The sequence below is a fragment of the Mucilaginibacter sp. P4_D1 genome, assembly GCF_056401935.1.
Genome location: NZ_JBFUIJ010000051.1, coordinates 1 through 14,589, shown reverse-complemented (window position 1 = coordinate 14,589; position 14,589 = coordinate 1). Strand labels below are relative to the sequence as shown.

The 14,589-nt window shown below is 44.1% G+C and carries 8 protein-coding genes; 7 read left to right on the top strand and 1 reads right to left on the bottom strand.

Annotated features, from left to right (window positions below; genetic code table 11):
• Positions 1-140: 140 nt before the first annotated feature.
• Genes AC1DV1_RS27125 through AC1DV1_RS27110 form a run of 4 tightly spaced genes read left to right on the top strand, consistent with a single transcriptional unit; the run spans position 141 to position 8,609 of the window.
• A complete protein-coding gene (locus tag AC1DV1_RS27125) occupies positions 141-2,927 on the top strand; it encodes a family 78 glycoside hydrolase catalytic domain (protein WP_477366400.1) in 2,787 nt (928 codons plus the stop codon).
• A gap of 31 nt (positions 2,928-2,958) precedes the next feature.
• Entirely contained in the window at positions 2,959-4,110 is a 1,152-nt protein-coding gene (locus AC1DV1_RS27120) for an acyltransferase family protein (protein WP_477366397.1), read from the top strand.
• Between the two features lie 17 nt (positions 4,111-4,127).
• The gene (locus AC1DV1_RS27115; RefSeq protein ID WP_477366394.1) at positions 4,128-6,404 is read left to right on the top strand and encodes a beta-N-acetylhexosaminidase; all 2,277 of its coding nucleotides are present in this window, start codon (positions 4,128-4,130) and stop codon (positions 6,402-6,404) included.
• A 9-nt stretch (positions 6,405-6,413) separates the two neighbouring features.
• Entirely contained in the window at positions 6,414-8,609 is a 2,196-nt protein-coding gene (locus AC1DV1_RS27110; RefSeq protein ID WP_477366390.1) for a GH92 family glycosyl hydrolase, read from the top strand.
• 213 nt (positions 8,610-8,822) lie between these two features.
• Here AC1DV1_RS27110 and AC1DV1_RS27105 read toward each other — a convergent pair whose 3' ends face one another.
• On the bottom strand, positions 8,823-9,662 hold the full coding sequence (locus tag AC1DV1_RS27105; RefSeq protein WP_477366387.1) for an SDR family oxidoreductase: 840 nt from the start codon (positions 9,660-9,662) through the stop codon (positions 8,823-8,825).
• A gap of 105 nt (positions 9,663-9,767) precedes the next feature.
• On the opposite strand from AC1DV1_RS27105, the gene AC1DV1_RS27100 reads away from it, so the two are divergent.
• The 3 genes from AC1DV1_RS27100 to AC1DV1_RS27090 all read left to right on the top strand — a co-directional run bounded on the left by AC1DV1_RS27100 (position 9,768) and on the right by AC1DV1_RS27090 (position 13,998).
• Positions 9,768-10,313 carry a lipocalin family protein gene (locus AC1DV1_RS27100; protein ID WP_477366384.1) on the top strand — a complete coding sequence of 182 codons (546 nt, stop codon included), beginning with the start codon at positions 9,768-9,770 and terminating at the stop codon, positions 10,311-10,313.
• 272 nt (positions 10,314-10,585) lie between these two features.
• Positions 10,586-13,318 carry an MBG domain-containing protein gene (locus AC1DV1_RS27095; RefSeq protein ID WP_477366381.1) on the top strand — a complete coding sequence of 911 codons (2,733 nt, stop codon included), beginning with the start codon at positions 10,586-10,588 and terminating at the stop codon, positions 13,316-13,318.
• Positions 13,315-13,998, top strand: a complete 684-nt coding sequence (locus AC1DV1_RS27090) for a hypothetical protein (RefSeq protein ID WP_477366378.1) — start codon at positions 13,315-13,317, stop codon at positions 13,996-13,998. The genes AC1DV1_RS27095 and AC1DV1_RS27090 overlap by 4 nt, the downstream gene beginning before the upstream one ends.
• The last annotated feature ends 591 nt before the right edge of the window (positions 13,999-14,589 follow it).

Below are 14,589 nucleotides of genomic sequence, written 5' to 3'. Positions count from 1 at the left end.
CTTACCGGCCCCGCGAAACTTTTGCGGGGCCATTTTCGTTTACTGATAGATATTGCAATTACCACATCATTTTTACTTGTTTTATAGCTAAATATGTACGGTACTTAAAACAAAAATCGTTCTAAAGCTATATTTAATGCATGAATTATATTCAACAGGTAAGCGTGCTCAAAAAAGGATGCTTCAGTATCGTTTTATTATTTTCTGTTTCCCTAAGCTGTTTCTGCCAGGTTAAGCCATTACCACCACCCATCACGGTTGATAACCTTATTTGTGAGTATAAAACCAACCCCATATCGGTTGCCGTTGCTAATCCCCGTTTGAGCTGGAAACTGGTATGCCCGGAGCGCGGTATTCAGCAAACATCCTACGAAATAAGAGTTGGAAGTAATGCAGTGTCGTTAACTAAGGGCAAGGATATCATTTGGGGTACTGGTCGTATTTATTCAGATCAATCTATCCAGATTTATTATGGCGGGCCGATGCTTGCTTCGCGCCAAAAAGTTTATTGGCAGGTTAGGGTATGGGATAACAAGAACAGGGTAACCCCCTGGTGCATGGTTAACTTTTGGAAAATGGGCTTGCTAAACCCTGCCGACTGGTCGGCCAAATGGATCCAGGATACCTATGTGTCTGATACCACCGGTGGGCCGGCGCCAATGTTCCGTAAAAGTTTTAAATTAGATAAAAAAGTGCGTGCTGCACATTTATACATTACGGCGCATGGCGTTTTTGAAGCGCAAATAAACGGCAAGCGCGTTGGCAACGATTATTTTGCACCCGGCTGGACAAGTTATAACAAACGCATCCAGTACAATGTATATGACGTTACTTCCAGTATCCAAAAAGGCGATAACGCTATTGGAGTAACCATAGGCGATGGCTGGTACAGGGGTTATACTTATAATCGTAAAAAAAATGTATACGGTAAAAAACTGGCCCTGCTTTGCCAGTTGGAGTTAGTTTATACCAACGGTAAACGCGAAATAATTAATTCAGATAAAAGCTGGAAAGTGGCTTATGGCCCAATAGGCTCGTCGTCTTTTTTTGATGGTGAGGTTTATGATGCCCGCAAAGAAAAAATTGGCTGGACAAGCCCTCTTTATAAAGACATGGGCTGGGACACGGTTAAAACCGATTCGACCATTAAAGATAACTTGATTGCCACAGCAGGTCCCACCGTAAAAAAACACGAAAAGTTTTTACCCCTAAAGGTATTTACCACACCGGCAGGCGAACGGGTTGTTGATTTTGGCCAAAACCTGGTAGGCTGGGTGCAGTTTAAACTGAAAGCAAAGGCAGGCGATACCATAAAACTTTACCATGCCGAAGTGTTGGATCAGAAAGGGAACTTTTACACCAAAAACCTGCGCACAGCCAAACAAGAAATTACCTATGTTTTTAAAGATGACAGCCTTGCCACTTTCGAACCTCATTTTACTTTCCAGGGCTTCAGGTTTTTAAAAGTGGTAGGTTATACCGGTCCGCTGGATTCAACAAATTTAGCTGCTTATGCCGTTTACTCGGATATGGCGCAAACGGGCAAATTTTCTACCTCAAACCCTTTGGTTAACCAGTTACAGCACAATATTCAGTGGGGGCAAAAAGGAAACTTTATTGATGTGCCTACCGATTGCCCGCAGCGCGATGAACGCATGGGTTGGACGGGGGATGCACAAGCCTTTTGCCGTACTGCCACTTTTAATATGGATGTGGCAGGCTTTTATACCAAATGGCTAAAAGATTTAACCGCCGATCAGCATAAAGACGGCGCGGTACCTTACGTGATACCCAATATGCTGGATAGTGCATCGTCAGCCGCATCCGGCTGGAGCGATGTGGCCACCATAGCCCCCTGGAATATTTACCTGGCTTATAACGACAAGCAGGTGTTGCAGCAGCAGTACGAAAGCATGAAGGCCTGGGTGGGCTACATTCAGCTGCACAGCCGCAATTACCTGTGGGATACAGGCAACCACTTTGGCGACTGGCTGTTTTATGCCGGTACCAATTACGAAGATGGCGCCGCGCTAACCGACAAAAACCTGATAGCGCAGGCATTTTATGCCCATTCAACCCAATTGCTCATCAATGCAGCCAAAATATTGGGCAAAAGCGATGATGTTCAAAAATATTCGCAACTGTTATATAATATCAAAAAAGCGTTTAACAGCGAGTATGTAACGCCCAATGGACGCATGATTTCGGGTACGCAAACATCCTACGTGCTGGCATTGAATTTTGATTTACTGCCCGAGAACCTGAGGGTATCGGCAGCAAAAAGGCTGGTAAAAAATATTGATGATTATGATGAGCATATCACCACCGGCTTTTTAGGTACGCCCTATATTTGCCACGTTTTAAGCCGTTTTGGGTTTACCGATATCGCTTATGACCTGCTGATGAAAGAGTCCTACCCATCGTGGTTATACCCGGTTAAAAACGGCGCCACCACCATTTGGGAGCGTTGGGATGGCATTAAGCCCGATGGCACCTTTGAAGACCCCGAAATGAACTCCTTTAACCATTACGCCTACGGCGCCATAGGCGATTGGATGTACCGGGTAATTGCCGGCATTAATACAGATGAGGCTGATCCGGGGTTCCACAAAATTATTATTGCGCCAAAGCCGGGCGGTAAATTAACCAGCGCGCAGGCCGAACTGGAAACCCTGTACGGCAAAATAAAATCGGCATGGAGTATTGATAATGGCATATTTACCCTGGATATTGTAGTGCCGCCAAATACTACGGCGCATGTTATTTTGCCATCGGTAACAGATCAGATCACCGAAAGTGGCCTGGATTTTAATACCGAAGAAGAGATAACCGAAATTAAAAAAGTTGGTAATGATGAACAGATGAATGTAGTTTCGGGTACGTATCATTTTGTTTATACGCTTAAGGCCCCGGGGAAAAAGATCTGACAGCCGGGTGATTTATGGAAATAATAAAAACATGGCAAATACAATAGTTGGCGATAAGGCCACCAGCACCAGCAGGCCACGACTACTTTCGCTCGATTTTTTTCGTGGCTTTACAGTCGCGGCTATGATCCTGGTAAATGATCCCGGCGATTGGGGGCATATTTACTGGCCGCTGGAACACTCTAAATGGAATGGCTGCACCCCAACCGACCTGGTGTTTCCCTTCTTTCTTTTTATGGTGGGGGTATCCATCGTTTACGCCATGCAGGGAAAAAAGGCCGATGAAGCAAACCATAGCAAGGTTATCCTTTCTATCCTGCGCCGTACATTAATCATCGTGGCATTAGGCGTTTGCCTGCCCCTGATCAGTGATTTCCAGTTTGCCCATCTTCGTTTCCCCGGCGTATTGCAGCGCATAGGAGTGGTATTTGGTATTACCGCCATTATGTATTTGAAAACAAATACCCGTACACAAATTATTATTGCGGTAGGTTGTTTAATAGGTTATTATTTAATCATGACCTTTGTGCCGGTTCCCGGTGTAGCTCATCCCAACCTGGAAAAGGAAACCAATTTGGGCGCTTATATCGATAGGATAGTTTTTACCACCAATCATCTTTGGCAGGCCTCTAAAACCTGGGACCCCGAAGGGCTGCTGGGCACCATACCTGCTATTGCTACCTGTTTGTTAGGCGTATTTACAGGCACCTGGCTTAAGAGTGACCGGCTTAAAAACGGCAACGAAATTTTTAAACTTACCGGTGCGGGCGTGCTGCTGGTGATACTTGGCTTAGTATGGAACACGTTTTTCCCCATCAATAAACAATTGTGGACAAGCTCGTTTGTGCTGTTTACTGCCGGGTTGGCTATTATTATCCTGTCATTATCGTACTGGCTTATTGATATAAAAGGCTATAAGAAAATCCTGCCGCCATTCCTTGCCTTTGGCCGGAACGCCATAGCTGCTTATGTTTTAGCGGATGTAATCCCGGAGATACTATCCATTATCCCGGTTACGGACAACGGGCATAAAACAAATATCTGGTCGTACATGTATTTTCACCTCCTTACGCCCAATTTTTCGCCAGAGAATGCGTCGCTGATATCGGCCATACTTACGGTTATCATTATATTTATCCCTGTTTGGATATTTTACGTCCAAAAAATCACCGTAAAAATTTAAGTCTCCCCCTATATTACATGAACAACATCAGCATAAAATATTTAACCGCTATTTTCATAGGTACCTGCATCAGTTTACAGGTAAAGGCGCAGCTACACATTATACCGCAGCCTTTGCACTTAACCGAACAAAAAAGCAGCTTTATTTTAAGCAGTAAAGCAGTTATCGGGGTTGATAAAGAAAGCGAGGCTGTGGGTAAATACCTGCAAACCTATCTTGCTACTTATTATAAGTTGAATTTGAAGCTTAAAGTTTATCCTAAAGTTCCGGCCGCTACAACTATCCAATTGGTAAGCACAGCAACCAATAAGCAAGGTGCTTATACCCTGGAGGTGAAACCCGGCACGGTAAAAATATCGGGTAACGGCGCCGGCGTGTTTTACGGGGTACAGTCATTAATTCAATTATTACCGGGGCGGGCCGTTGCTCCTTTAAAATTAACGGCGTGCAGTATTGCCGATGAGCCCCGCTTTCAGTGGCGTGGTTTAAGTTTGGATGTAAGCCGCCATTTTTTTACGGTTGATGAGGTTAAGAGGTATATTGACGTGATGGCCCATTACAAGCTAAATGTATTTCACTGGCATTTAACGGATGATGAAGGTTGGCGCATCCAGATTAATAAGTACCCAAAACTGACCGAAGTTGGCGCAAGGATCACCTATTATGAAAAACAGGGAAAATTTCGGAAGCTGGATAATTTGATTGATGGTGGTGGCAGAGACGGATTTTATACCCAGGCTGAAATCAAAGACGTGGTGAAATACGCGCAGGACAGGTTTGTAACCATTCTGCCCGAAATTGAAATGCCCGGCCACAGCGAGGCTGCTATATTTGCTTATCCCGAATTAGGTTGCCAGGATTCGACCGGTGCCAAACACCGCGTGCGCATGCTGGATCCGGGCGAGTATACTTTTACATTTATGGAAAATGTGCTTACCGAAGTGATGGCGCTTTTTCCTAACCAATACATTCATATTGGCGGCGATGAAGCCGAGATGGAGGCCTGGCTGAAAAGCCCAACGGCCGTAGCGCTGATGAAAAAGGAGGGCCTGAAAAGTGAGAAGGAGGTACAAAGTTATTTTATTAAACGAATAGAAAAATTCCTGCTCTCCAAAAATAAAAGACTCATTGGCTGGGACGAGATATTACAGGGTGGCCTGGCCGAATCGGCCACGGTAATGAGCTGGCAGGGCGAGGCGGGCGGCATAGCCGCGGCAAAAATGCACCACCATGTGGTGATGACGCCGCTGCCTTATATGTATTTTGATGCCCCGCAGGCCGCCGAGGATTTGGAACCGGTGGGATGGAACCCAACGGTAACCTGGCAAATGGTGTACAACTACGAACCCATGTCTGAAGAGCTTAACGCCGAAGAGGCCAAATACATTTTAGGCGCCCAGGGCAATATCTGGGCCGAAAAAGTGCCCACTGCAACACACCTGCAGTACATGGTTTACCCGCGTGCTTTAGCTGTAGCCGAACTCACCTGGTCGGCAGCGGAAAATAAAGACATAGATAGATTTGCCTATAAGATGAAGCAGCAATACGGCTACTTCAAACTCTGGAACTGGAATGCCCGCCTGCCCGATATTGTGGGTATGGATAACATTGTAACCAACAGCAACCAGTTTGGCCTGGTGCTTAAATATCCGCTGTTGGGCGCGCAGGTACGTTATTCGCTTAACGGCAAAATGCCTGATAGCACCGCTAAACCACAATCGTTCCCGTTAAAAATCAATACCATGCTGCAGGATACATTCAGCATTAAAACCTATACCACCTGGACACTAAATAAGCAACATATTTTGCAGGAAGCGATGATCAGGCATGTGGATATTAAGCCCGTGGTTATTGACCAGGCGGCATTTACCCCCGGCTTCAGCTACCGGCTGATTAAAAGCAAGGAATACAATATTGATAAAGTAGATACCACTCAGGTGGTGACAACTGCTATCATTAATTCAGCAACGCCCATGGTGCTGCCGGTAACAGACGGTAACCTGACCTGGGTAAAAGTAAACGGCTTTATCCGGATTACTGCCGACGGTGATTACCAGGTTACTTCGGGTTTTTTGGTTAGCCCGGCGCTGTTTATCAATGGCGAGCAGATCATACACCGGGGTAAGGATAAGTACGCGCAGCCGCAAAAAGGAATGCTTCACCTTAAAAAAGGTGCCTATGCTATTAGCGGCCATTATATTGCCGATAACACCAACCGTAACGAGGATTTGTTGATTATCAAAGCTGCCGATGGTAAGGTGATAGATCCTCAGGTTTATATGTTCCATCAATAAACGTTTGATATGAGGTTATCCTGGTGCCCGAAAGTTACGTTGTTGCTGTTTTGCCTTGTTGTGGGTAGTACAGCCTATGCCCAAACATATGGTAAATACGTAAAGCCTTTTATAGGCACATCGGCAACCGGGCATACATTTCCGGGTGCTACTGTTCCTTTCGGATTGGTGCAGCTAAGCCCTGAGACCGGTAACTTTGGCTGGAATTATTGTTCGGGTTACCGTTATGAAGATAGCGTGATAACCGGTTTTGCCCATACCCATTTAAGCGGCACCGGCGGTGTCGATTTGGGCGATGTATTGTTTTTCCCATTCCAGGGAAATGAACCCATAAAATTCGAGAGCAAATTCTCGCACCAAACAGAAAAAGCATCCCCGGGGTACTATGAGGTTGTTTTAGGCGATCACAACATCAAAGCGCAGCTTACCGCTACAGCACACACGGGCTTACATCGCTATACATTTAACAAATCCGGCAAGTCGCATTTGCTTATTGATATGCAAAGCGGCCTGGTTGAGGATGCCGAACAATTGAAAGAGCATGTATCTGAAGGCAGCATTACCATCAATAGCAAAAACAACATCAGCGGGTATGCCAATACCAGCCAATGGGTTGAGAAGAAGGTGTTTTTTACCGCTACGTTCGGCAAAGCCTTTACCGGCTATCATTTTATTGATGGCGACGCCCATCGCCGATTGGTTGTTGATTTTGACACCCAGCCCGGCGAAACAATTGAAGCCAGGGTTGCCATATCCACGGTGAGCATCGATGGAGCCGGTAAAAATCTTACTGCCGAAATAGGCAATAAAACCTTTGCACAGGTTAAAGCCGAGGTGGCCAAAGTTTGGGAAAACTATTTTTCCCGGTTGAAGGCCGAGGGGGGAGAGGAGCAAAAAATAGCCTTTTACACCAGTATTTACCATGCCCTTATCCAACCCAATAATATTGCCGATGTAGATGGTAAATACCGCGGAGCTGACGGCTTAGTGCATCAGTCTGCCGATAAGGTTTATTATTCCACCTTGTCATTATGGGATACCTACCGGGCCGCTCATCCACTGTATACACTCATCTGTCCTGATAAAGACGGGCAGATGGTTGAGACGATGCTGCAACACTTTAACGTAGCTAAATTATTGCCTGTATGGACATTGTTTGGCAAAGAAAGCTACGCTATGATAGGCAATCACGCCATCCCGGTCATTGTGGATGCCAGCCTGAAAGGGATTAAGGGCTTTGATAAGGAACAGGCATTTGCGGCCATTAAAGCTACGCTTACCACCAATAAAAACCCTAAATACAATTGGGATTTGTACATGAAGTATGGCTACCTGCCGTCTGATTCGGTAAAGCGCGAGGCGGTATCGCGTACCTTAGAGGCTGCTTATGACGATTGGTGCGCGGCCCGGTTAGCCAAATTGCTTAACAAAACAGCAGATTACAATTACTTCAGTAAACGGTCTTCCTTCTACAAAAACCTGTTCGATAAATCAACCAACCTGATGCGGGGCAAACTGGCCGATGGCAACTGGGTACAACCCTTTGCTAACCTGGATAGCGGGCAACTGGCCATTGGCGGCGACTATACCGAAGGCAACGCCTGGCAGTACACCTGGCAGGTACAGCAAGACGTTCCGGAATTAATAAAATTGATGGGAGGCAGAAGGGCGTTCGTAACCAAACTCGATTCGTTGTTTAGTATGGATTCCAAAGTGTTTGGCAAGGGCTCAACGCTGGATGTTACCGGGTTGATAGGACAGTACGCGCATGGCAATGAGCCAAACCATCATATTGCTTATTTATACACGCTTGCCGGCGATGCTGCTAAAACGCAACGTTTGGTAAGGCAAATTGCTGATCAGTTTTATCAAAACAAACCCGACGGCCTATCCGGGAATGACGATTGCGGGCAAATGTCGGCATGGTATATTTTTACAGCCATGGGCTTTTACCCGGTTAACCCGGCCGATGGTAAATATGTGTTTGGTGCACCCCAGTTAAGTAAGGTTAGTCTGGCATTACCCGCTAATAAAAGTTTTGTGATCGAGGCTAAAAACTTATCGACAGCCAACAAGTATGTACAAAGTATCGGTTTGAATGGTAAGCCCTATCTGAAGAATTATATCAGCCATAAAGATATTTTGAAAGGAGGCAGGCTGGTTTTTGTGATGGGGGATAAGGGAAGCGAGACCTTAAAAAAATAAAGGCCTGCACTGTCAGGGCAAACGTATTTAATTGGGTTAACATAACTTAACACATTTCAGATAAAATATTTATAAGTTTTTAATAATCAATATGTTATATTTTATCATGGTTAACGCTAAATTGGTGTATTGCGCAATTTCGGCACATCCAATTATTGGTGGTGGTTGTTGGCCGATATAGGTGCCGAAGGTACCAGGGTCTTTTTACCAGGATCAGGCAAATGTATCAGAGCTGCTCAAATGCTGCCTACATTGATATCCCAGGATAGTTTCCAAATTCACGCTTTTTACAATTTTCCACTCTTTCAATTCATCTATAAAGTCGGGCTTATCAAGTCCGGAATTTATGGCTGCCTGGGTATAGAAAGTCGACTTTGCAGGATGATTTGGTGCACATCCGTTAAAAAGATATCCAAAGGCATCCTGGCGAATAATAGCTTTTGCTAATCCTATACAATCGTCCAGGTGAATGAGGTTAACAGGCGCATTCCCGTTCGGAATATTTTTTTTACCGGCAAAGAAACGTCCGGGATTTCGGCCGGGGCCAATTAATCCCGCGAAGCGGACAATGGTTGTTTTAAATGCCGGGTCATTTTTGAACAGGTTTTCGGCTTCCAGCAGAATTTTGCCCGATTCTGTATCAGGTAGCGGAGGGGTGCGCTCATCTACTTCGCAATTTAAATCGGCATATACCGCCGTTGAACTTATGAATACCACTTTTTTTACATGGTGAAGCCTAATTGCGCTTAGTATACGCCGTATTTTAGGAATAAACTCGGCACCAGCACCCGACCGGGCTTTTGGCGGTATCGCGATAAAAAGCACTTCACATTTCAAGAAATCAGCGTTATAGGTTTCGTCATCTGCAGAGAAATTGACCAGGTATGGCTCAATTCCTTCATTAGCCAGCAAAGCTATTTTTTGCTCCGATGTTGTTGACCCTTTTACCCTTATCCCATCGCTTATAAGTGCTTTGGCTAATGCCAAGCCGTACCAGCCGCAGCCTAATATACTGATGGTGTTTTTGTGCTGAAATGCAGCTGTACTCTCCAATTTTAATGCTTTGTGGCAAAGGTAATTAAATATTTCAGGGTGTTTAGCAACATAAATATCTGCATTGGGTTTAAACTTTTTGCCGGGGCTAATCGTTATTGGAGTATGAAGAAAGAAATTTTGGCAACTTCTGTAGTATTAGGCTTGGGTTTGGCTGCTTCGGCCCTGGTGCTGCACGCCCATGAAAAACCTTTGGAAACTGTAAATTACGTCGACCTGAAAAAGTACCTCGGCACCTGGTTCGAGATAGCCGCATTTCCGCAGCCGTTTGAAAAAGGATGTTCATGTACTTCGGCAACCTACGGCCTGGCCAGGGATGGCAGTATCATTGTTAAAAACAGGTGCATTAAAGGAACCGAGCTTAAAGTAACAGAGGGCCGGGCAACGGTGACAGATAAAGGAGTTAACTCCAAACTGTCGGTGCAATTTTTCTGGCCTTTTAAAGGCAAGTACTGGATAATCGATTTAGCAAAAGATTATAGTTACGCGGTGGTTGGCCACCCAAACCGTAAATTTTTATGGATTTTGAGCCGAAGGCCTACGCTGGACGATCAAACTTATAACCAGTTGCTGGTGCGGGCCGCAAACAAAGGTTTTGATATTCGCCAACTGGTAAAAACCGAGCAAATCGGAGATTTGTCGGGAATTTAACAATTGATTTTATAGCTCATGAAAGGCTTTATCAGCAATGATAAGGCCTTTCATGCTTTTAAGTTTATTGAATTGTATGATGATGCAGGTAATAAAATATTAAACAAAAATTAACTTAATCATAATGTTTTAATAATCTGCCTAAGTAAAACATACAGTTTGCATATCTTTTAAATAAACATTTCATAACTATTTTGATATTTGCCGCAATTTTGATACTTTTCCATAAATTTTTTAACTCAAACTTGCCTTAAAATTCCTAAACCGATAATATGAGGAAATTTTACCTTGTCATAACCTGCCTGATTTTATTTATTGCCAAAAATAGCTTTGCGCAGGCCCCGGCCATTAGTTACAGTGGCGCTGTTAAATTTACGGTAGGAAAAACAGCAACCCTTGCTGCTCCCAAAAATACCGGTGGCGCAATACCCGCAGAAATTTATTCGAAAGTTAGTACACTGGCCGGCAGCGGATTCTATGGCTATAAAGACACCCTGGCCAAATATGCCCGTTTTGAAAACCCGGTTAGCGTTGCCCTTGATAGTAAGGGAAATATGTATGTTGCCGATGCCAACTTAAACATGATCAGGAAGATATCGGCTAAAGGCGTGGTGAGTACATTTGCGGGCAATCCAAAAAAAGGCGCAAAAAATGGACAGGATACAGCTGCGCGATTTAATTATCCTACAGGGGTAACGGTGGATAAAAATGATAACGTGTACGTTGCTGATTTTAGCAATAACATGATCAGGAAGATAACACCGGCGGGTTTGGTAAGTACATTTGCGGGTAATGTTAACGACGGTAATAAAAACGGCAACGGAACTGCTGCAAGCTTTAACCACCCGTACAGCCTGGTTTATGACGCTAAATCGGGCAACATAATTGTTGCTGATACTTATAATAACATGATCAGGTGGATAACACCTTCGGGCGATGTTAGCACAATTGCTGGTACAGGAGCCCCGGGGCGTATTGATGGCTTTGGTTCAAAAGCAACTTTTAGAATACCATATAGTGTTGCTGTAGATAAAAACGGGATAGCCTACGTGGCCGACCAGGGAAATAATTGCATCAGGCAGGTGTATACAGCATCTAACGGCCCTGGTTTTGTGAATACCTTTACTGATACCACTTATATATCGCCATATGGCATCACTGTTGATAATTTAAACCGTGTATATCTTTCGACTGTGGAGGCTTACAGTATTATACAGTTTGATAAGGCAGGCAAGCAAATTGGGCCGCTTCCATTTTCGGGCGGATCATACAAAACTTTTAATGATGCTACCGATACTTTAAGCAGCTACAGGGGCAGCATGGGTTTAACGTTTGATGGTAAAAATAACCTGTTGGTTGCCGACCAGGGTAATGACAGGATCAGAAAAGTTGCAGTTAACGGTTATACTGTAAGCCCGCGTTTACCATTGGGCCTTAGTATTGACAGTACGGGTGTAATTAGTGGTATACCTTTATCTATATCGCCTGCTAAAGATTATACGATTACTGCATATAACGGCTCTGGTTCGTCAAGTGCAAAGGTGAATATTACGGTAGGCATCGGCTCGCAAACTATTACGTTTAATAAGCTGCAGGCTGTTACCTACGGTGCTGTTGATTATAGCCCTCTTGCCACAAGTACCGATACTGTGATCAAGATACGTTACAGCAGCAGTGATACAACTGTGGCAACCATTGTTAAAGATAAAATACACATTAAGGCTGCGGGTACAACTACCATAACGGCCAACCAGGATGGCAATGTTAACTATACGGCTGCTGTACCTGTTAGCCAGCCCTTAACAGTTAATAAAGCGGTTTTAACGGTTACAGCCGATGACAAAATAAAAACCATCCTGAAAGATAATCCGGCTTTAACGGTTGGTTATAAGGGATTTGTTTATGGGCAGGATACCACTGTAATTATTACCAGGCCTGTAATCAGTACCACGGCAACCAAAAATTCGGCAGCGGGGACTTACCCCATAACGGCGACAGGGGCCAGTGCAAAGAATTACACATTCAATTATGTGGCCGGTAAGCTGATTGTGGCACCCGTGCCTGTAATTACGGCCACTGGGTCAACAACTATTGTTAAGGGTGGTAGTGTTACGCTGTCGGCTTCGCCATCAACCGGTTATACCTACCAATGGGCAGTTGACGGGAAGGAGATAACCGGCGCAACAACTAATTCCTATGTCGCTACCAAAACAGGGGCTTATATGGTTGCCATCACTGCAAATAATTACACTACTTATTCCTTATATATCAGTGTTTTAACACAGTTGCAGCTACCGCCCAATAATTTCAACATCAGCGTTGTAAGTGCAACCTGTAAGGGAAGTAACAATGGGCTCATCCACATAACGGCATTGCAAAAACTTAAATATACTGCAGCGTTAACAGGAAACGGGCTGAACAAATCTTACCCCTTTACCGATTCATTAACGGTAAACAACCTGTCGCCAGGCGAGTACAGTATCTGTTTTTCGGTTGACGGCGAAATTTTCAGCCAGTGCTTCCAGGTAAAGGTTACCGAGCCTAAGGATCTGTCGGTTTACTCTACTGTCGATCCAAAACACAATAATTTGAACTTGCAACTGGATGGCGGTACATCGTTTAAGATAGTATTAAATAGCGTAACGTATAATACTACGCAAAATGAAATTAGCCTTCCGCTATCTGCCGGTTACAATAAACTCAGTATAACAACAGATAACCTATGCCAGGGCGTAATTGAAAAAGTTATTATAGTTGCCGATAAGGTTGTACCGTTCCCCAATCCGTTTCAAAACGTACTTAATGTTAATATCGGCAACCAAACCATAAATAACGTGGGTGTCAACGTGATTAATACCATGAGCGGCAAAACCGTGTTGAATAACAAATACACCAATCAATCGGGCGTAATGCAGCTTGATATGTCGGCCCTGCCAAATGGGGTGTATTACCTTAATTTAAACCTGGATAACAATAAATCCGGCTATAAAATTGTAAAAAAATGATGAAGCGTATTTTAAGTGTAGTAGCAATATTGGTTATCGTATCGTGCGGAAAAAAAGCGCCAGCGCCTGCGCCGGGCATAGCAACTTTATCCGCGCCGCTAAAAGATCAGCCCTGCCTTACTGGTGCAGTACTATCTGCCACAGAAAGCTCGGTTTCTTTTTCATGGAACGCATCTTCAAATACAAACCAGTACGATTTAACGATAACAAACCTGTTAACTAAAACGACAACAACGCAAACCACGTCAGCAACAAGTGCAACGGTAAAATTGCTCCGCAATACTCCTTATTCGTGGTACATCGGTTCTAAATCAAATAAATCATCGGTTGTAACCAAAAGTGATACCTGGAAATTTTACAACGCCGGGCCAGGAGTTGTAACTTATGCGCCTTTCCCTGCCGAAATTACGGCACCTGCATTTGGCGCGGTTATAAGCGCTGGTACAACCAAAGTAAACCTTACGTGGAAAGGAAGCTCGGTAAGTTCAAACATTGTAGCTTACGACGTGTATTTTGGTCCATCGGGCAACCCTGATTTGTTCAGGAACCACATTACAGATACTTTTGTTAATGATGTAACGGTAGGAGCAAATACCACTTATTACTGGCGTGTAGTTACCATAGATGCCAACGGCAATATCTCCGATTCAGGAACATATAATTTCTTTGTTCAGAAATAACATACCGGGAAACGAGAGCTTAGAGGTAGTCTGAATTCGGTATTAAAGTTTTCATACATGTAATGATGGGACGATGATGTTTATCGCATGGCGGCTACGACTCACCCGGTCGAGGCTACGCCCGACCACCCTCTCTTCACCTGCGGTGGAAAGAGGGTTTTTGAAGGTAATTATTTTATAATCAGCTATTTGTAAATATAAATTCCAAGACCCTCTTTGMGGCGTAGCCGGAGAGAGGGTGGCGGGCGTAGCCTCGCCGGGTGAGTCGTAGCCGGCGTTCAACCAAATGATTATATAAATCCCAAAACGTGATGGGGGCATGAACCAAGGACAGTTTTTTTATTTATAAACAAATTCTGCAAATGAAAAAGGAGGCTGTATCATAAATCATGATCAGCCTCTTTTTTATTATTAATGGTTTATTGCTATAAAATCAATTAGTTATCTATGGTTTTATTTGTTTTAACAATCTGATTTTCATATATTTAAAGTATAGATATATGAGATATGGCAATCAGACAACCTGTTTTCAAACACTATGATCAGCAGCAAATATTAGCTATTCCGCCAACCCTGGAGCCAACCCTGGAG

Excerpts from the sequence above, each read along its gene's own strand:
- AC1DV1_RS27110 (WP_477366390.1), top strand. The coding sequence starts at position 6,414 with ATGAGGTTATCCTGGTGCCCGAAAGTTACGTTGTTGCTGTTTTGCCTT.
- AC1DV1_RS27100 (WP_477366384.1), top strand. The coding sequence starts at position 9,768 with ATGAAGAAAGAAATTTTGGCAACTTCTGTAGTATTAGGCTTGGGTTTG.
- AC1DV1_RS27090 (WP_477366378.1), top strand. The coding sequence starts at position 13,315 with ATGATGAAGCGTATTTTAAGTGTAGTAGCAATATTGGTTATCGTATCG.
- AC1DV1_RS27125 (WP_477366400.1), top strand. The coding sequence starts at position 141 with ATGAATTATATTCAACAGGTAAGCGTGCTCAAAAAAGGATGCTTCAGT.
- AC1DV1_RS27095 (WP_477366381.1), top strand. The coding sequence starts at position 10,586 with ATGAGGAAATTTTACCTTGTCATAACCTGCCTGATTTTATTTATTGCC.
- AC1DV1_RS27115 (WP_477366394.1), top strand. The coding sequence starts at position 4,128 with ATGAACAACATCAGCATAAAATATTTAACCGCTATTTTCATAGGTACC.
- AC1DV1_RS27120 (WP_477366397.1), top strand. The coding sequence starts at position 2,959 with ATGGCAAATACAATAGTTGGCGATAAGGCCACCAGCACCAGCAGGCCA.